Origin of the sequence: Pedobacter sp. Leaf176 (genome assembly GCF_001424305.1) — a bacterium.
In the GTDB taxonomy this organism is placed as follows: domain Bacteria; phylum Bacteroidota; class Bacteroidia; order Sphingobacteriales; family Sphingobacteriaceae; genus Pedobacter.
On record NZ_LMPD01000001.1, the window covers coordinates 154,936 to 174,724 of the forward strand.

15 protein-coding genes, 1 pseudogene and 1 riboswitch are annotated in these 19,789 nt (G+C 38.9%); of the genes and pseudogenes, 9 read left to right on the forward strand and 7 right to left on the reverse strand.

Features of this window, described 5'->3' with window-relative positions; all coding sequences use genetic code 11:
• The first annotated feature begins 46 nt into the window (after nt 1–46).
• Nucleotides 47–3,385 (forward strand): transcription-repair coupling factor, encoded by a 3,339-nt coding sequence (mfd, locus tag ASF92_RS00695; RefSeq protein ID WP_056086364.1) that lies wholly within the window; start codon nt 47–49, stop codon nt 3,383–3,385.
• A complete protein-coding gene (locus tag ASF92_RS00700) occupies nt 3,386–3,601 on the forward strand; it encodes a DUF3820 family protein (protein WP_056086366.1) in 216 nt (71 codons plus the stop codon).
• A 200-nt stretch (nt 3,602–3,801) separates the two neighbouring features.
• Here ASF92_RS00700 and ASF92_RS00705 read toward each other — a convergent pair whose 3' ends face one another.
• Nucleotides 3,802–4,521 (reverse strand): DsbA family oxidoreductase, encoded by a 720-nt coding sequence (locus tag ASF92_RS00705; protein ID WP_056086371.1) that lies wholly within the window; start codon nt 4,519–4,521, stop codon nt 3,802–3,804.
• A gap of 125 nt (nt 4,522–4,646) precedes the next feature.
• Here ASF92_RS00705 and ASF92_RS00710 point away from each other — a divergent pair, with 125 nt between their 5' ends.
• Nucleotides 4,647–5,294: a hypothetical protein gene (locus ASF92_RS00710; protein WP_231729711.1), complete on the forward strand. Its 648-nt coding sequence runs from the start codon at nt 4,647–4,649 to the stop codon at nt 5,292–5,294.
• A gap of 63 nt (nt 5,295–5,357) precedes the next feature.
• On the opposite strand, the gene ASF92_RS00715 is transcribed toward ASF92_RS00710, so the two are convergent.
• Nucleotides 5,358–8,060, reverse strand: coding sequence for a M14 metallopeptidase family protein (locus tag ASF92_RS00715; RefSeq protein ID WP_056086374.1), 2,703 nt, complete (start codon nt 8,058–8,060; stop codon nt 5,358–5,360).
• Between the two features lie 187 nt (nt 8,061–8,247).
• Nucleotides 8,248–8,450, forward strand: a riboswitch (cobalamin riboswitch).
• A gap of 192 nt (nt 8,451–8,642) precedes the next feature.
• Between ASF92_RS00715 and metE the strand changes: the two are divergent.
• Nucleotides 8,643–10,975: pseudogene (gene metE, locus ASF92_RS00720) on the forward strand (5-methyltetrahydropteroyltriglutamate--homocysteine S-methyltransferase).
• A gap of 85 nt (nt 10,976–11,060) precedes the next feature.
• The gene (locus ASF92_RS00725; RefSeq protein ID WP_056086377.1) at nt 11,061–11,447 is read left to right on the forward strand and encodes an acyl-CoA thioesterase; all 387 of its coding nucleotides are present in this window, start codon (nt 11,061–11,063) and stop codon (nt 11,445–11,447) included.
• A gap of 1 nt (nt 11,448) precedes the next feature.
• On the opposite strand, the gene ASF92_RS00730 is transcribed toward ASF92_RS00725, so the two are convergent.
• From ASF92_RS00730 to ASF92_RS00740, 3 genes are read right to left on the reverse strand one after another with little or no spacing between them, the layout of a single operon-like run.
• Complete coding sequence (locus tag ASF92_RS00730; protein ID WP_056086382.1) at nt 11,449–12,258, reverse strand: phosphatidate cytidylyltransferase; 810 nt, start codon at nt 12,256–12,258, stop codon at nt 11,449–11,451.
• A gap of 48 nt (nt 12,259–12,306) precedes the next feature.
• A complete protein-coding gene (locus ASF92_RS00735; protein WP_056086384.1) occupies nt 12,307–12,513 on the reverse strand; it encodes a putative signal transducing protein in 207 nt (68 codons plus the stop codon).
• Entirely contained in the window at nt 12,494–13,420 is a 927-nt protein-coding gene (locus tag ASF92_RS00740; protein WP_056086387.1) for a CPBP family intramembrane glutamic endopeptidase, read from the reverse strand. The genes ASF92_RS00735 and ASF92_RS00740 overlap by 20 nt, the downstream gene beginning before the upstream one ends.
• Nucleotides 13,421–13,463: 43 nt before the next feature.
• On the opposite strand from ASF92_RS00740, the gene dusB reads away from it, so the two are divergent.
• Together dusB and apaG are read left to right on the forward strand one after the other, a co-directional pair.
• Nucleotides 13,464–14,471 (forward strand): tRNA dihydrouridine synthase DusB, encoded by a 1,008-nt coding sequence (dusB, locus tag ASF92_RS00745; protein WP_056086390.1) that lies wholly within the window; start codon nt 13,464–13,466, stop codon nt 14,469–14,471.
• Between the two features lie 35 nt (nt 14,472–14,506).
• The gene (apaG, locus tag ASF92_RS00750) at nt 14,507–14,893 is read left to right on the forward strand and encodes a Co2+/Mg2+ efflux protein ApaG (RefSeq protein ID WP_056089020.1); all 387 of its coding nucleotides are present in this window, start codon (nt 14,507–14,509) and stop codon (nt 14,891–14,893) included.
• Between the two features lie 561 nt (nt 14,894–15,454).
• Here the strand turns inward: apaG and ASF92_RS00755 are convergent.
• Nucleotides 15,455–16,150, reverse strand: a complete 696-nt coding sequence (locus ASF92_RS00755; RefSeq protein ID WP_056089024.1) for a zinc metallopeptidase — start codon at nt 16,148–16,150, stop codon at nt 15,455–15,457.
• 86 nt (nt 16,151–16,236) lie between these two features.
• Between ASF92_RS00755 and ASF92_RS00760 the strand changes: the two genes are divergently transcribed.
• Nucleotides 16,237–17,370 carry an FAD-binding oxidoreductase gene (locus ASF92_RS00760; protein WP_056086393.1) on the forward strand — a complete coding sequence of 378 codons (1,134 nt, stop codon included), beginning with the start codon at nt 16,237–16,239 and terminating at the stop codon, nt 17,368–17,370.
• Between the two features lie 8 nt (nt 17,371–17,378).
• Here the strand turns inward: ASF92_RS00760 and purU are convergent, their stop codons facing one another.
• On the reverse strand, nt 17,379–18,218 hold the full coding sequence (gene purU, locus ASF92_RS00765) for a formyltetrahydrofolate deformylase (RefSeq protein ID WP_056086396.1): 840 nt from the start codon (nt 18,216–18,218) through the stop codon (nt 17,379–17,381).
• Between the two features lie 146 nt (nt 18,219–18,364).
• On the opposite strand from purU, the gene rmuC reads away from it, so the two are divergent.
• Nucleotides 18,365–19,750, forward strand: coding sequence for a DNA recombination protein RmuC (rmuC, locus tag ASF92_RS00770; protein ID WP_056086398.1), 1,386 nt, complete (start codon nt 18,365–18,367; stop codon nt 19,748–19,750).
• The last annotated feature ends 39 nt before the right edge of the window (nt 19,751–19,789 follow it).

Genomic DNA, 19,789 nt, shown 5'->3' on the forward strand with positions numbered 1-19,789 from the left:
ATAAGTTTTGGCGTTAAAATATAAAAGATAAGCTTATTTTTGTGCCTTGAACATTCGCGATTTAATAAACAGATACAAAACCGACGATAGGGTAACTCAATTTACCAAGGCGTTGAATACTTCTAAAAACCCGAAAATACAATTAAAGGGTTTGGTTGGTTCGGCTGATGCCATAGTTGCACTTTCTTCATACTTTTTATTGCACAAGCCTTTGCTTTTTATTCTTCCGGATAGGGAAGAGGCCGCTTATTTCCAGTCGGACTTAGAAAGTGTTTTAGATAAACAGGTTTTGCTATTCCCTTCATCATACAGAAAATCTTTCGATTTTACCCAGGTTGATACGGCCAACGTTTTGGCTCGAGCAGAAGTTTTGAATGAACTTAATCACGACTCGGAATACGGCAAGATAGTAGTGTCCTACCCCGAGGCGATTGCTGAAAAAGTAATAGACCGCTCCGCTTTAGAGAAAAATACTTTAGAGATTAGTTTGGGCGCAAAGCTGGGCATTGATTTTATCAATGAATTTTTAATTGATTACGATTTCGACCGCAGGGATTTTGTTTATGAGCCAGGACAGTTTTCAATTCGTGGAGGTATCGTTGATATTTTTTCTTTTTCTTCTGATTTACCATATCGAATTGAGTTTTTTGGCGATGAGGTTGAAAGCATCCGGAGTTTTGAAATTGAAAGTCAGCTTTCGGTGGCTGATGTTAAATCGCTTACCATCGTTCCGAATGTACAGGCGAAGTTTCTGACAGAAAGCAACATCAGCATTTTAGATTACATTGATAGCGATACGCAGCTTTGGTTTAAAGATGTTGAATTTACGCTAGATATTGTAAAAGCCGGCTATAAAAAAGCTGTAGAACTTTGGAAAGCTTTATCATTGGCTGATAAAACCCAGAACCCGGATTGGATTGATCCTAAATTTGCTTTTACGGATGAAAAGCTCCTTGGCGATCATCTCCAGGATTTTCCGATAATAGAATTTGGCAAGCAGTTTTTCTACCAGACAGAAAATCGTTTTGAATTCGAAACCCGCCCGCAGCCATCGTTTAATAAAGATTTTAACCTGCTCATTCATAATTTGAAAGAGAATGAAAAAGCGGGAATAGTGAATTTCATATTTACCGATTCGCCAAAACAAATTGAACGATTGTATGCAATTTTAGAGGACATTGACAAAACTGCCAAGTTTACACCAATCAACAGCATGTTGCGTGAAGGCTTTGTTGATGCGCAAATTCAAACAGCATTCTATACCGACCATCAGATTTTTGATCGTTATTACAAATACAAGCTTAAAAAAGGCTATCAGAAAAGTCAGGCGATTACGCTGAAAGACCTTCGTGAGTTAAAATCCGGAGACTATGTTACGCACATTGACCACGGTATTGGTAAATACGCAGGACTTGAAAAGGTTGAAGTAAACGGCAAAACTCAGGAAATGATTCGCTTAATTTATGCTGATAATGATTTGCTTTACGTTAATATTAACTCGCTAAATAGAATTGCGAAATACAGTGGAAAAGAAAGCGGTGTACCGAAGATGAATAAGCTTGGTACCGATGCCTGGGATAAACTTAAAAAAACCACAAAAAAAAAAGTTAAAGACATTGCCCGCGATTTAATTAAGCTTTATGCTCTACGCAAAACGCAGGCCGGAACCGCTTTTTCTCCTGATGGGTATTTGCAGACCGAACTGGAGGCTTCTTTCATTTACGAAGATACACCCGACCAGTTAAAAGCAACACAAGACGTTAAGAAAGACATGGAATCGCCACACCCGATGGATAGATTGGTTTGTGGTGATGTTGGTTTTGGTAAAACAGAAATTGCCGTTCGTGCTGCTTTTAAAGCTGTTGCAGAAGGTAAACAGGCTGCAATTTTAGTTCCGACAACGATTTTGGCACTTCAGCATTTCAAGACTTTTTCTTCCAGATTAAAAGATTTCCCCGTAACGGTTGATTACATCAATCGTTTTAAAACCAGTAAACAGATTAAAGATACCCTAGCCGAAGCCGCAGCAGGAAAGGTTGACATTTTAATCGGTACGCACCGTTTGCTAAGCAAGGATGTAAAATTCAAAGACCTTGGCATCATGATAATTGATGAGGAGCAAAAGTTTGGCGTTACGGCAAAAGAAAGGCTTAAAGCCGTGCGTGTAAATGTTGATACGTTGACGCTTACAGCAACGCCCATCCCAAGAACTTTACACTTCTCCTTAATGGGCGCACGGGATCTATCGATTATCAGTACGCCACCGCCAAATCGCCAGCCCGTTAGTACGGAATTGCATGTCTTTAACGATAAATTAATTCAGGAAGCTGTTCAATTTGAACTGGATAGAGGCGGCCAGGTTTTCTTTATTCATAACCGCGTAAATGATTTAATGCAATTGGGCGGATTGATTCAGAAACTGGTTCCGAAAGCCAGAATTGGTATTGCTCATGGTCAACTGGATGGTGATGCTTTGGAAGATGTAATGCTTGACTTTATCAATGGCGAAAAAGATGTTTTAGTGGCTACAACAATTATCGAAGCCGGTCTGGATATCCCGAACGCCAACACAATTATCATTAATCACGCGCACATGTTCGGCTTGAGCGATTTACACCAGATGCGCGGACGTGTTGGGCGAAGCAATAAGAAAGCATTTTGTTATTTACTTTCGCCGCCATTATCCACCTTAACTTCTGAAGCCAGAAAGCGCTTAAGCGCCATTGAAGAATTTTCTGACTTAGGAAGCGGATTCAATGTAGCAATGCGTGATTTAGACATTCGCGGAAGCGGGAACTTACTTGGCGCAGAGCAAAGTGGTTTCATTGCTGAAATTGGTTTCGAAATGTATCACAAAATTCTAGACGAAGCCATCCAGGAATTAAAAGAAGCCGAATTTAAAGGCTTATTTGAGAACGAACCTGCGCGCTCCTATGTCGGTTTTACACAAGTTGATACCGATTTAGAATTGTATATTCCAGATGCCTATATCACCAATATTACCGAACGTTACAATCTGTATACAGAACTTTCCAAACTGGACGACGAAAACGAATTAGCAATTTTTGAAAAACATTTAGCAGATAGATTCGGACCGGTTCCGCCACAAGTAAAAACCATGCTGAGTGTTGTGAGGTTGCAGTGGCTGGGCAAAAAGTTGGGTTTTGAAAAAATCAGCTTTAAGAAAAATAGTTTACGCGGGTATTTCCTAAGTGATAAACAGTCGAAATACTTTGATTCTGAAACTTTTACCAAAATTTTAACCTTTGCACAAAATCATCCGAGAATGTGTAATATAAAGGAAGTTAAAAATACCTTAAGAATTGCTTTTGACAATATTAACACAGTTGAAGAAGCCATACAAACTTTAGAACTAATCGATTAAATGTTAGACCCTACGCTCTTGCTCGATTTGGTTAAAATGCAAATGCCTTATGGCAAATACAAAGGTTATTTAATTTGCAATATTCCTGAAAGTTATTTGCTTTGGTATAAGGACAAGGGCTTTCCGAAAGGCAAACTCGGCGATTTAATGGCCACAATGTTCGAAATTCGGGTTAATGGATTGGAATATTTGCTAACGCCACTAAAGGGAAAATAACTTGATGCGGAAAGTTTTACCGTTAGGCACATCATTTTTCTGAGCAAACTGAAATTATAGAAGCAAGATGTGGAATTTGAGGGTAAATATTCTAACTCACAGTTGTTTTGTTTCGTTGCCTGTGGTGTTTTATTATTGCCTCAGAAACACGGAATGCACGGAAGGAAGATGTAGAAAGTGAGTGAAGCAAAACAGAAAAATTATTCTAGCTCACAGCCGTTTTCATCACATATCGCACCATCATTTTGATTTAGTGAAGTCAGATTTGTTTTAGGCTGAGCAGATTTCCATTCGGCGAAGCTTTTGGTCAGGGCATCCGTAAAAGCCTGAACAGGCTGAGCCCCGGAAACACCATATTTCCTATCCATAACAAAATATGGAACGCCACGAATGCCCAAATTCTGACTTTCGTAAACATCGTACCGAACAGCCTCGGCAAATTGCGCACCCTGTAAAACCGCTGATGATTCTTCCCTATCCAATCCTATTTCCTGCGCAAGTTGCAATAACACTGCATGCTCACCGATATTTAGGCCCCGTACAAAGTGTGCTTCGAAAAGTTTTTCTTCGGCCAAATCCTGAAGATTGTGTTTCGCCGCCAAATGAATCAGGCGGTGCGCATCGAAGGTATTTGCAGGTATATTCTTATCGAAGTTTATTGTTAAACCAGCATCAAGCGCCATATCAGAAACTTGCTTTGTCATCTGTCTGGCCTGTTCAACCGGCATTCCTTTACTTCTGGAAAGATAATCGTAAACAGACTCATTGTTTTTATTATGATACTCCGGATTAAGCTGGTAGCTTTTCCATTCAACATCTATTTCGCTTTTGAAAGGCAAATTTTCAATTGCTTTTTCAAAATGACGCTTCCCGATATAGCAAAACGGACACATTACATCCGACCAGATTTCTACTTTCATAAATCAAAAATACCCGATTAAGAAATAAATAGGGTATGCAGAAAGTAAAAAGTAAAAACTGTAAAGTTAGTTTTGATGCTCAAGATTTACTTTTATTCTTTATGTTTGGTTAAACAAATTATTTAATGATGAAAAAAATTTTATTATCGCTCTTAGTGGTTGCGACTTCTTTTGCAGCCAAAGCCCAGTTTGAAGGTTCAAAGCAGATTTTTGAAAGCCCGAAACTTAAATCGGAAAAAGCTACCCACAAACTGGTCGCAATTCTTCCTTTTGCTACCAAGATTTCTTATAAGAAAATGCCCAGAAATTTTAATGCAGAGGCAAACAGAGATCAGGAGAAAACGATGTCTAAATCAATCCAATCGAGTATGTACACATTTTTGCTCCGCAAAGCGGGCGACTATACGGTAGAATTTCAGGATGTAGATAAAACAAATATCTTGTTAAAAAAAGCTGGTATTGCTGATAAATTAGATGAAATGACGAAAGATGAAGTTGCGAAAATTCTTGGTGTAGATGCGGTTTTAGGCGGCAGTTTTGAAACGGAGCAAACAAAAACCGAAGCAGGAGCCATCGCATCAGCCGTGTTGTTTGGCGGTTTTGGTGGCAAAACCGGTACCGGAACGCTTACACTTACGCTGAATAGCGGCACTTCTGGTGATTTACTCTGGAGATTTTTTAAAACGATGAACGATAGCATTACAACTTCTACAGATGATTTGGTTGAACATATGATGCGAAAAGTTTCGAGAAACTTTCCTTACGCAAAATAAAACCGAACAAATTTAAGAAAACGGCCGCTTCAATTTAAAGCGGCCGTCTCGTTTATATAAAATCTATTTATACAATTGATTAAAAATTAGCTTGAATGTTCCGTGGGTTTGTGCTCTAAAGGCAATCTCCGGACCAAATGCATAAAGTTTTCCTTTGCCAACATTTGCTTCAAAAGCCGTTACGCCATCTTGTAAATAGGCTTGTCCCCAGGCCCATCCGCTTCGCAAAGGGGTTGCAGAATTAAACCACATTAAAGGTTTTATTTTCCCTGAAGAAATTGCATCTGTAGTTAATTTGAAAACCGGACTGTTGTCAAAGTAAACGTCAGCTTCGTGCTCCATGCCCCAGTTTGCCTGCAGTTTGTTATCAACTTCTACATTGAGCACACTTCCTGGAATATAATATTTTTCGTCTGGCAATCTTCTTTCTGTTCCATTCACAATTTCTACCATTGCATTACGAACGGGCAGTTGTAGGTGGTAAGCAAGATTGGTGCTCGAACCAATAGTGACAATTTTGCCGCCATCCTCAAGAAATTTTTTAAGCTGAGGAATTGATTTATCAGCGGTAATTCTACCTGTTTGTTTTTTGTATTCTTCCGGCACTTCTTGTGGGTTTAGCACGCCGAAATTACCTCCGCCTCTTCCCGTTACACCTACGGTTGGCAGTGCCGGAATTGCGCCACCGACAAAAACAATTACATCATATTTCGATTTTAAATCTCCTCCATCAATATCCTGTGGATAAATTACGGCTGCATTGTAATGGTATTGTTCCATAATCCAACGTAACCATCCAGAAGCCATTGAACCACCATAAGTGTCCCAAAGCGCGATTCTACCTGCTGTAATCTTCGTTTTGTTCTTTGGTAAAGAAGCGGCCTTCAGTTTTACATTAGCTTTTTCTAAAATACTTTTTGCACTCCCGGATGCCGAAACATAGAAATCGCCATTTTCCTTCGAACGATAAACATCAACTTTAGCTTTTAGCAGGTCATTTACTGCAGTATAGGAGTCGTTTTGAGCCGAAGCCAACACATAACTCGATCCCGATGGTAATTCATTTTCCGGCTTTAATAATTGTCCAAAAGGAATTTTTTCAAAAGGCCCTGAAAAATCGTCAAGCAATCTATCGAATTTAACGTCCATCATGTAAGCAAGTGTCCAGCCAGCGGCATCGTAAGGCGGGGTTGGAGCGCTTCCTTCGTATTTAAAATCGTTTGGGTGATCTTGTGGCTCAAACATATCCAGAACATGTGGCCTGAAAGCCTGGTCCGTTTTAACAATATAGCTTCCTGCAGGATAACTTTTGCCCGCAACGTTAAATGGCGCAGTCGCTTTTTGAACCAGGATACCCGTTCTGATTAAGGCATTCAAAAACTTAATCGCTGAATTGAAGTCCGGTTGATTGGCAGATAAAATATAACCTCGGGCATCGCGATTTAACGGTGCTTTCATCACCGTGTCATAAGCCTTCATGCTAACACCCCTGCCTCTTGTAAACTCGGCTCCGGGCGTCGTAGCCGATGTCTTAGCCGCAGCATTTATTGCATCTATTTTTTTAGGAGAGAAAGACCAGGTATCTTTTTTTCCCCTTTCGATAGAGTTCTTACCCATCTGATAAATGTTATATAGCAACTCATCATGATACCGCTGGGCATAACCCAATACGGCATAGTTTAATGAAACCGAATAATCTATTGAGTTTTTGAAATACCATTTTCTTGGTGTAATGGGATTTGGTGAGTCGCCGTTAGGCAATAATCTCGAAGGAACCAAAGGGATTTCGGATGGCGTTGGGCTACCCACAATTTCCGTAAGTAGGCCAATCATATTATGAAAATAAGTTGTGGTACGCAAACCTCCATTATACCAGGTAGAAAAAACAGAGCCACCCCTTTGTGTATAGCCGGGCTTATTTTCTACATTCATTCGGTTATGCATTGCTGCACCCACCGCATCTAAGCTTGTTAAAATTGTAGCATCAAAAACATAATTAAAAGGGTCACGGTAAGGAGGTCCGGCAACTACTGTCCCGGCAGGCCCGGCCTGATGATGGTTATACATAATTTGCGGCAACCATTCTACGAACAACTGGCGCCCCATATTTTGAGTTTCCTTAAGATTTAGCATGAAAAAATCGCGGTTGTTATCGTGTCCTGCATATTTTTCGTACAACCTTGGCAAGCCCGATATAGTTCTTTTTTTCGGATCTTTATCTCTCATGTACCAGTTGCTTACCAATTCTTGCCCGTCGGGATTAGCATGTGTAAAAAGAATAATTACATTGTCCAAAATCCTTAGCGTTTCTGCATCCGTTCTCGAAGCAAATTCATAAGCGGTTTGGATAAGCTGATGAGCGCCCACAGTTTCGTTAGCATGTAAACCACCATCAATCCAAACTACGGCTTTACCTGCTTGTGCTAAGGCTTTAGCTTGTTCAGGCGTAAGTTCTGCATGTGCCAATTGCTGAGAAATTTCTTTGTAGCGATCTAATTTCTGCAGGTTTTCAGGAGAAGAAACAATGAGCATAAGTTGGCTTCTGCCTTCTTCGGTTTTACCGATGTCGACCAGCTTAACACGTTTGGATGTTTCGGCAAGTTTTTTAAAATAAGCTTCAGTTTGCGTGTAGTTTGCGAGCTGATAATCATCGCCGATGTTGAAACCGAAGTGCGATTTTGGCGTCGGCACTTCCTGCGCGAATACAGTGGCGCAACTCAACATTAAAAAGCTAAAACATATCTTCTTAAAGTAGTTTTTTATCATAGTCAGGAAATTTTGGTTGGTCAATCCAAATATATAACAGAAAAGCCTCGTTAATATCCTTGCTGTAAATTTGTTACAGTTTTACTAGGTCTTTACAGCCTTTAATCTGTCCTTAAAAATGCTTTTCTTAAAAAATCTTTAACCTTAATGCATACATTTGCCCTTGATGTAAGTTCTTAACTTTATTTTTTTATCAACCGATATCGGTCCCTGATGTAAAATTGGGGTTAAAAGGGAATCGTGTGCAAATCACGAACTGTCGCGCAACTGTAAATCTTGTCTTATAAAAACGAGACAACAAATTATCAAAAATGCCACTGTACTTTCGGGTATGGGAAGGTGATAATTTGGAGATAAGTCAGGAGACCTGCCAAATGTCGAATTGACGATGCTTTCGCGTTAAAAAGCAATTGGTCAGGTCTGATTTGTACAATAAAATTGCCGTTTTATTAGGTTTTCCTTTATGCCTTCAGGCTGCGAGGCCGGTTTTTTGTGCGCTAGACCTAGCATATTGTTTTTTCCAAAGTCTCGTAAAATATTGCTTAAGAGCTTTAAACGATTTATTCACATAATCTTTAAAACATGCTAACGCAAAATCTGGGTTACCCGCGCATTGGTAGCCAACGAGAACTAAAGAAAATCTGCGAAAATTATTGGGCAGGTAAAACGGGGTACAAAAATGTGCTCCAGGTTGGAAAAAATATTCGCCATGAAAACTGGCTGATGCAAAAAGAATCGGGGATAGATTTAATCCCCTCAAATGATTTCTCCTTCTATGATCATGTACTCGATCATTCCTTAACTTTCGGAGCAATTCCGAAAAGGTACAATGAAGTTATCCTAAGAAAAGGAAATTCAGAACTCGATTTGTATTTTGCCATGGCACGAGGTTATCAAAAGGATGGATTGGACGTTGTCGCAATGGAAATGACCAAGTGGTTTGATACCAATTACCACTACATCGTTCCTGAATTTTACGAGAACCAGCCTTTTAAACTTTTTTCAACCAAAATTATCGATGAGTTTTATGAAGCCAAACAACTCGGAATCCTCACCAAACCGGTGTTAATAGGGCCGGTTTCTTATTTGTTATTAGGAAAAGAAAAACAATCGGGTTTTGAAAAAATTGATTTAATTGAAAATCTGCTTCCCGTTTACCTGGATATTTTAACACGCTTAAGCTCTTTAGGATTGGAATATATTCAATTTGATGAACCTTTTCTATCGCTCGACTTATCTGAGAAAGAGCAAAAGGCTTTTGAATATGCCTATAAAGAAATCAGGATAGCATTCCCTAAATTAAAGATTGTTTTAGCGACTTACTTTGAAGGTTTAGGAAATAACCTTGTGTTAACGACCTCGCTTCCTGTAAACGTTCTGCATGTAGATTTGGTGCGTTCTCCCCAACAATTAAATGACGTTCTGGCGGCATTAAATGATAAAATTATTCTTTCTCTGGGCTTGGTTGATGGCAGAAACATCTGGAAAAATGACTTCGGGAGCGCTCTTGAAATGATAAACAAAGTAAACGAAAAGTTAGGGTCAGAACGCATTTGGATTTCCCCTTCTTGCTCATTAATTCATTCTCCTGTTGATTTAAATAATGAAACGGATGAGGAAAATCTATCTCCGGAAGTAAAAAAATGGCTGGCCTTTGCGAAACAAAAAGTAGCCGAAGTTGTCACACTGAAAAAGCTTGCATTAAACGAAGACCCTGCATCTACCCTGCAAAAACTCGAAGCAAATAAATGTGCGGTTGCAGACCGAAAAAATTCTAAATTAATTCATAATCCTGAAGTTAAATCCCGCCTTCAATCTTTAAAACCGGAAGACGCTGAGCGGTTAAGTCCTTTTTCAATAAGAAATTCAAAACAGAAAAGCCTCAATTTACCACAATTTGCGACGACAACAATTGGTTCATTTCCTCAGACAGCGGAGGTTAGAAGTTGGCGGGCAAAGTTCAAAAATGGAACATTTTCAATAGAAGAATATGATACTTTAATAGCTGAAGAAACGGCCAGGGCGGTGAAATGGCAGGAAGAAATTGGACTAGATGTTTTGGTTCATGGAGAATTTGAGCGAAATGACATGGTCGAATATTTTGGAGAACAACTTTCCGGTTTTGCCTTTTCTAAAAATGGATGGGTACAAAGTTATGGCTCCCGTTGTGTAAAACCACCTATAATCTATGGTGATGTTTTCGTCCAAAGGCGATGACTGTAAAATGGACCGCTTATGCCCAATCGTTAACCGAAAAGCATATGAAGGGGATGTTAACCGGGCCGGTAACCATTTTACAATGGTCTTTTGTTCGTAACGATCAGCCTCGATCGGAAACTTGTACGCAGATTGCTTTGGCCATACGCGATGAAGTTTGCGATTTGGAAAATGCTGGAATTAAGATTATCCAGATTGATGAACCCGCTATCAGAGAAGGTTTGCCGCTGCGTAAAGCCGACTGGCAAAACTACCTGAACTGGGCAGTAAAGGCTTTCCGAATTTCGGCAAGTGGTGTTCGGGATGAAACGCAAATCCATACGCACATGTGCTATTCTGAGTTTAGTGATATTATTCAAAATATAGCAGATATGGATGCCGATGTAATTACAATTGAAACCTCGCGTTCGCAAATGGAATTACTCGATATTTTTGCCAATTTTAAGTATCCAAATGAGATTGGTCCCGGTGTTTATGACATTCATTCCCCTCGTGTGCCTAAAAAGGAAGAAATGATAACTTTGCTTGAAAAAGCAAAATCAGTTATTCCATCCCGACAACTCTGGGTAAATCCCGATTGCGGATTAAAAACCCGGGGCTGGGATGAAACCAAAAAAGCTTTGATTGAAATGGTCGAAGCAGCTAAAGAAATGCGCAAAGCCGAGCCTGTTTTAGCAGTTGAACCACAAACAATTTAATACTTTTATTGCCACAGAGACTGAAAGAAATGAATTTCAAATCCCGTGCCTTCCATGTTTCTGTGGCTAAATTATTTCCTCCATTATGACTTTAGAAGAAAGAATAGAACACTCAAAGACCAGTATTTTCAAAGCCGTATTTCCAAATACAACCAATCATTACGACACACTCTTCGGAGGGACGGCAATGCACATGATGGATGAAGTTGCTTTTATTACAGCAACTCGTTTTAGCAGGCAGATTATGGTTACTGTAAGCAGTGATAGAATCGATTTTAAAAAACCCATTCCGGCGGGAACAATTATAGAATTAATTGGAAGGGTTAACCATGTCGGCAACACTAGCCTAAAAGTAAATGTTGAAATCTACATCGAGCAAATGTATGCCGAAGGCAGAGAACTAGCCGTTCATGGCGATTTTACGTTTGTGGCTATTGATGAAAATAAGAAACCTGTTCAGGTGATAAAATAAGTTAATACAAAATCAGGTATAAATAAGCATAAACCACAGGCGCTGCGAGCAATAAACCATCAAAACGATCGAGTAAACCTCCGTGACCTGGAAGCAAGCCTCCGCTGTCTTTTGTATCCAGACTACGTTTAAGCATTGATTCTACCAAATCGCCAAGGGTACCAAATGAGGCAATTAATATTGCCATACCAACCCAGACAGTTGATGTTGTTTCTTTAAACAAAAACGATATTCCATAAGCCACCAGGGCGCTCGTAAGCATGCCTCCAAAAAAACCTTCCCAGCTTTTTTTCGGTGAATGGCGCTCAAATAATTTGCGTTTTCCGTATTTAACGCCAAACATATAGGCTCCAGTATCATTTGCCCAAAGCATCAATAAAAAAGCCAGTGGAAAATGAAAGTTGTATTCATTCCAATCGTTTAGAAAACCTAATGCGTGGAAAAAGCAAAAAGGAAATGTTACGTAGACAAAGCCAACAAAAGTGTAAGAAATGTTAGCGAACGGAATCTTGTTTTTCTTGTAGAGTTCGGTAATAAAGACGGAGAAAATTAATGGTATACACAGCAAGAGGTATTTAACGTCATATTTTAAGTAATGCAAGCCTGCGGCCATCAAGAATATTAATGCCCCTGCTGCCAATCCAATATTTCTATGTGGCCTGATACCTGAGTTTTTTATAAGCTTATAGAACTCAAAAAGAGAAAGGACACTTAAAATGAGAAAAAAAGCTGTAAAAACATAGGTTCCTAAAAACACGGAGCCTAACATCACAATAGTAAAAAAGAAGGCCGTTATTGCTCTGGTTTTCATGATTGAAATAGGAGAATGGATGATGTTAGATAGCAGGTTTTCACCGCCTTATTCGATTTCATTTTTAACAAGATATTCTATTGCTTTATCGAAATCTGCTTTATTAACCAAAACATTAATTTCGCCAATATTATAAGCCGAAAGTTGCTTATTAATAACAACAGCAGGAATATCCTCTTGAATTAATCCTTGCTTTAATACTTCGGCCGCAAATGCATCGCCTGTTGTATATACTTTAACCCAATTTTCGCTCACGTTGTGCTGTATCTTTAAAAAATTTAAACAAAGCTATGGTTATTATTGCACTAATTAAATACCCATACCAGGGAAAACCTATCGGATCTTCTGCTTTATCAAGTGGCATATTATGTTTCTGCATGTAAAATGCCATGGAAACGGCATAAGCATTGTTGATGAAATGCCCTATCATGGCGTACCATATGCTTCCACTAAAGTAATATAAATAGCCAAATCCTGCTCCCAATAATAACCTCGGCACAAAACCATAGAATTGCATATGAATGGCACTAAAAATAATCGCAGCTATCCAAATTGCAGCATGATGACTATTAAATGCATTTGTTAATGACCGTTGCACGCCACCACGAAACATCAATTCCTCTCCAATTGCAGGCAAAACAGCAATCATAACCAGATTTACGATGAAGTCCCAATTATTTCTAACGGTTAAAAGCTGAATGGTCATTTTCATTGCCGCTTGCTCACTTTCTTTCATCCAGTCCTCCAGCCATTTTAGTCCCGAAGGTAAAATCATTTTCTGATTAGCGACGGCAATCCATTCCATAAAAGGCATAGAGGCAATCATGATTACCAAAACCAAGCTTGCAAGTATGATTTTCAGCTTTCCAAAAGAATAGAAATTCGAAGGTTTCTTACGGTTCGTATAGGCAAGAGCCAACGGGGGAACAATAAACATACCAATGGAGGTTCCTATCTGAAGAATCTTTAACGCATCGGTAAACATTGGGTCGCCGCTTGCTATTAAACTAAAATCTTTTATAATCCCCAAGCCGTAAACGGCCAGTATAACCATAAACGAGATGAGCGTAAATAGTAGAGCACCTGCAACTGCGTAAAATAAAAGTAAAAGTAATTGCAGGAAAGGGTTCATTTCTTCCTGCTTAGGCGTTACAACATTCATTATTTGTACCTTTGTATGTTTTATTAATCGTTGAAGATAGAAAATGTCTGTTAAGATAGGAAATATAGATTTAGGTGAGTTCCCATTGTTGCTGGCACCGATGGAGGATGTTAGCGATCCGCCTTTCCGTTTTGTTTGTAAGCAGAATGGCGCAGATATGATGTATACCGAGTTTATATCGTCTGAAGGATTAATTCGTGATGCTGCGAAAAGCCTTCAGAAACTGGACATTTTTGAATATGAGCGGCCTATTGGTATCCAGATTTTTGGTGGTGATATTGAACATATGCGGGAAGCTTCAGAAATTGCATCTGCAGCCGGCCCTGATTTGGTCGACATCAATTACGGCTGTCCTGTCAAAAATGTGGTTTGTAAAGGTGCCGGTTCCAGCTTGCTTCAGGATATCGATAAAATGGTAAAAATGACTGAGGCCGTTGTAAAGGCTTCGCACTTACCTGTTACTGTTAAAACCCGCCTGGGTTGGGATGACAATACGAAAAACGTTTATGAAGTTGCCGAGCGTCTTCAGGATGTGGGCATTCAGGCTCTTACCATTCATGGAAGGACCAGAGCTCAGCTTTATAAAGGCGAAGCAGACTGGTCGCTGATTCGTGAAATCAAACGCAATCCAAGAATAAAAATTCCAATTTTTGGAAACGGTGATGTTGATAGTCCAGAAAAAGCCGCGAACTGGCGGATGGAATATGAAGTTGACGGGATTATGATTGGCAGGGCGGCAATAGGTTATCCATGGGTCTTCCGTGAAGTAAAACACTTCTTTAAAACGGGCGAGCACTTGGCTGGTCCAACCATAGAAGAAAGAATTACGGTGTGCAGAACACACCTTGAAAAATCTATCGAATGGAAAGGGCCGAAAACTGGAGTTTTTGAGATGCGCCGCCATTATGCAAATTATTTTAAAGGTTTGCCCGACTTTAAACCTTACCGTATGCGTTTAGTTTCGGAAGGAGATATCAGCAACATTTACAGCATTTTAGACGAAGTGGCAGAAAAATTTGCAAACTATGATCAGGCAAATCAACTGGCTTGATTTTTGAAAAGCTTTTTGTACATTCGTTAATTATCATGGTTACAGCAATTACAGACGGAGTTAAAGTTTCAGTAGAAACGATTTACCAGCCGGAATATTCCAATCCTGCTAATGAACATTTTATGTTCGCTTACCGCGTAGAAATCGCAAATCTTTCTGATTATCCCGTACAGCTTATGCGTCGCCAGTGGTTTATTTTCGATTCCAATAGCAGTCATCGTGAGGTTGAAGGCGAAGGTGTTGTTGGTGTGCAGCCAATAATAATTCCAGGCGAAAGCCACGTTTATGTTTCGGGTTGCAACTTAAAAACTGATATTGGCAGCATGCAGGGAAAGTATGTGATGAACCGCCTTATAGACGATACTGAATTCGAAGTTGAAATACCCGAATTTCAACTGATTGCGCCTTATAAATTGAATTAATCATAATAAATTCTTCCACAAATCCTCGTTTCGACCTTAAGAGAATCTCCATTATTTAATTCAAAGATATTTCCCTGCCTGCTGCAGGCAGGTATTTTTGTTTTACTTCATCCGATAACTAGCGCATTTGGATTACGAGGCCTTTAACATAAATAAAATCTCAGAAAAGCAGCTTCAAACATTTCATTTTAAGGCTAGTCCTGCTTTTCATTTTATTCCGCACTAGTTCCTCGTTTATCGGCTTTCCATTGCAATCAGATTTAAGTTGCAGTTTTCTGGTGATATCAAAAGGTTGAACGGCATTGTGTACGAACCCTCTTCTCGAACTCTGCAGCTCAAATTTTACAACCTATAGTGCCACCTAAACCTGATCCCATAACTATCGGATTAAGCGAAATGCCGATATTTTTCTATCGCCTTAAGCAGGATCGGGACCGGAGCTTCCCTACTATTACAAAACCTGTTTTCCCTAAAGCATCAATCATAACACTAAATGCAATAACAAAAACGGCCAGGATTATTATCCCAGCCGCATTGTATCCTTCAGAATTGGATATTTCCTTAGTCTCTGCTTCTTCCAAAAAGCATTGAAGCATAATAAAGTAAGTTTGCTAAAGCACCAACAGCAGCAACAACGTAAGTCATCGCGGCCCACCATAGCGCATCTTTCGCCTGAGTATTTTCTTCCTGTGTTTGCATTACACCGGGATTATTTTTTAACCAGGCTAATGCTCTGTTACTTGCATCAAACTCAACGGGCAATGTTATAATACTAAAAACCGTTACCAAAGCAAGACCTACAACACCGATTGCTAAAACGATAGGTGTTACGGCAAAAACCATGAGCATTACGCCAATTAATAAAACCCATTGGAGCAGGTTTGATGAAATGCTCACCACAGGAACCATTGTACTCCTTAAATTTAGCCAGCTGTAAGATTTTGCATGCTGAACAGCGTGCCCGCATTCATGTGCTGCAACTGCGGCCGCAGCTACACTTCGACTGTAATATACATCGGTACTTAAATTTACGGTTCTATCTGTCGGATTGTAATGATCTGTAAGTTGCCCTTCGGTACTCATCACTTTCACATCGAATATGCCGTTATCATGCAGCATTCGTTCTGCCACCTCCTTACCCGATAAGCCAGAGCTTAATTGCATTTCTGCGTATTTAGAAAATTTATTCCTAAAGCGCCATTGTACAAACATGCTCAGCAATAATACCGGGATGATTAAAATTAAATAAACTCCCATTTTCTTTTGTGTATGTTTTTCGTTTAGCGTTATATCAAAAAGCGATCCTATATTATAAACCAACATATTTGTATTATTTTTAAAGCATGGCCAACCAATTATCATACTGGGAAATAACTTCATTTTTTGATTTCGACGCTATAGTTATTGGGAGCGGAATTGTTGGTTTGAACGCCGCTATTCACCTTAAAAAATCAGCTCCTGGTTTAAAAATAGCGATATTGGAAAGGGGTTTTCTACCATCGGGTGCGAGCACTAAAAATGCAGGTTTCGCCTGTTTTGGAAGCATTTCTGAACTCATTGAACAAGAGCGTATATGCGGATCGGAAAACCTGTTTTCTTTAATTGAAAAGCGATGGAAGGGTTTAGAAAAGTTAAAGGATATTTTGCCGGTTGAAGCGATGGATTACCGAGCATTGGGTGGCTATGAACTATTTAAAACCGATGACACTTTGCCTTATGAAACTTGTGTAGCTAAAATTGAACATTACAATCAACTCATTGAGCCAATAATTGGCCCGGATACATTTTATATCGATAGTAAGAAAATAAGAAAGCTGGGCTTTAGACATGTGTCCGGGCTGATAGCAAATCGTTATGAAGCACAAATAGATACTGGAAAAATGATGCTTGCACTGATTCAATATGCCCAAAGTCTTGGTTGTATCATTTTCAACAATTGTGAGGTAGAGCGAATAATTAGCGATCATAAATTATCTGTTAAGACACAACATGGTTACTTCACAACCCGAAAAGTTATCGTTACCACGAATGCTTTTGTAAATAAATTGATTCCTGATTTAGACGTTAAACCAGGTCGCGGACAAGTTCTGATTACCAAGCCTATCAAAAATTTAAAATTTGAGGGTACTTTCCATTATGATAAAGGTTACTACTATTTCAGAAATATTAACAATAGGATTTTATTGGGCGGAGGAAGAAATTTAGATTTTAAGGCTGAAAAAACTACGGATTTGGCTTTAACTTCTAATATTCAAAATGCCTTGGAAAAACTTTTAGAAGAAGTGATCCTACCCGATACACCCTTCGAAATAGATTACAGATGGAGTGGAATTATGGCTTTTGGAAACCAGTTGCAACCGATAGTTTCGGAAACCAGCCAAAATATTTTCTGTGCCGTTAGGTGCAATGGAATGGGCATTGCCATGGGTAGCCAAACTGGTGAAGATGTTGCAGAGTTGGTTTTGAGGAGTTTATAGCCATTACTCTATTTAAAAACAATTGTCTTATTTCCAGTTACAAAAACACGATCTTCAAAAATCAATTCAAGCGCATCCAAAAGCACTTTTTTCTCGATTTCTTTTCCTGCCCTAACCATTTCTTTCACACCGAAATTATGGTCGATATGTGTGGTATGCTGCGTAATAATGGGTCCTTCATCCAAATTATCCGTTACGAAATGTGCGGTAGCGCCAATAATTTTTACGCCACGCTCAAAAGCTTGTCTATATGGATTCGCACCAATAAAAGCGGGTAAAAAAGAATGGTGGATATTGATAATTTTTCCCGAGTAATCTTTAACAAAATCGACTGATAAAATTCTCATAAATTTTGCCAACACCAGGTAATCTACACCGAATTGATTAATAATCGTCTTTATTTCGTTTTCAAATTGGCTCTTATCTTTATCAGCATGGCTAACATAAAAATATGGAATACCCAATTTCTCAGTAAATTCTCTTAATGATTCATAATTTCCGATTACGCATTTCACATCAGCACCGAGGGTTCTGAATTGATTTTTAATAAGAATCTCTGCTAAACAATGGTATTCTTTTGTAACCAGCACTGCGATTTGTTTTTCAGCTTGTCCAATTAAATTTACTTCTGCTGCACCTGGCAAATTTTCAAGCAGTTGATTTTTTAATTTAGCAGGCTCAGTCAATTCTCCTGTGCAAGCAATTCGGGTAAAAAAAGCTTCGTTTGCTTCATCTACAAATTCCCTCATCGCAATTATATTTAACTGATGTGCTGCCAGAACCCGTGTTATATTGGTAACCAGCCCAACCTGATCGGTACAAGAAATTAAGATTGTTAATTCGTTCATTAGTATTTGAAAGAACAATAATAATAAATAAAGCCACAGATTAGCAGTTTTTTTCTGATCAAAGAAAGTAAATCTGCGCTTCTAAAAAGCAAAATATTTTGGTAAAGCAATTTTAAATATTGATTTTTACTAAAATTTTTATCATTATGGAAATTGCTGCTGTCTTATTATTAGTCGTTATTTTAGCTGTTTTAATATTGCTTTTTTTAAAGAAACCACAAATACCTGTTACTTTAATATCAGTAGAAGAATTTGAGAAAGCAAAAAGCGAAAATGAAGTTTTGAAAATTAATTTAGCCAAAGCTGAGGAACGGGTTTCGAATTTAACAGCCGAGAAAGAACACATAACGATTTTGCTTAAAGAAGAGCAGCAACGCTTAATTGACGAATTACAGGCCGAACGTGATCGCCTGGCCGATGCAAACCGCGAGTTGGAAGGCACACGATCTTTTTATCTGGCGGAGAAGGAAAAGTTAGCGGAACAGAAGGAAAGTTACGAACAATCGCAGGAAAAGCTAAATAAAGATTTCGAATTGCTTGCAAACAAAATTCTGGAAGAAAAATCGACCAGATTTGTCGAACAAAACAGAATGAATCTAGATTTGATTTTAAATCCGTTAAAGGAAAACATCAAAGCCTTTGAAGAAAAAGTTGAAAAGGTGTATAAGGCCGAATCAGATGAGCGCAACATTTTAAAAGGTGTGATTTCTGAACTTCAGATTCAAAGTAAAATGATTCAGGAAGATGCCAATAATTTAACCAAAGCGTTAAAAGGCGACAATAAAAAGCAAGGTAATTGGGGCGAAATCATTCTGGAGAAAGTTTTAGAACGTTCTGGTTTGGTAAAAGATCAGGAATACCGCATTCAGGCCTCGCATACATCCGCTGAAGGTGGTCGCTACCAACCAGACGTGGTGATAGATTTACCTGATGATAAACATCTTGTTATTGATGCTAAGGTAAGTTTGGTTGCCTACGAGCGCTCTGTATCGGCAGAAAGCGATGAAGAGCGTGAAGGCTTAACAAAGGCTCATTTAGCATCGATAAAAAATCATATTCAAGAACTATCTACAAAAAACTATCAGGATTTATATAAAATCAATTCTCCGGATTTCGTTTTGCTCTTCGTTCCGATTGAATCATCTTTCAGCGTTGCCGTTCAAAAAGATGCAGAACTTTTCAATTTTGCCTGGGATAGGCGGGTAGTTATTGTTAGTCCTTCTACTTTATTAGCAACGCTACGTACCATAGCCAGTATGTGGAAACAGGAGAGGCAAAACAGAAATGTTATGGAAATTGCGCGCTTAAGCGGCAGTATGTACGATAAATTTGTTGGCTTTGTTTCCGATATGGAAAATATTGGAAAACACTTGAAAAACGGGCAGGACGCTTATGATAAAGCCCTAAATAAATTATCTGATGGTTCTGGAAATTTGGTGAACACTTCAGAGAAAATTAAGAAACTTGGTGCCAAGGCAACTAAGCAGATTGATACAAAGTACTTAGATTTAAATGAAGCTGAAAATTTATAAACCTTTTATTTACGGTCGGTAAATCGTTCGGTTTCTATA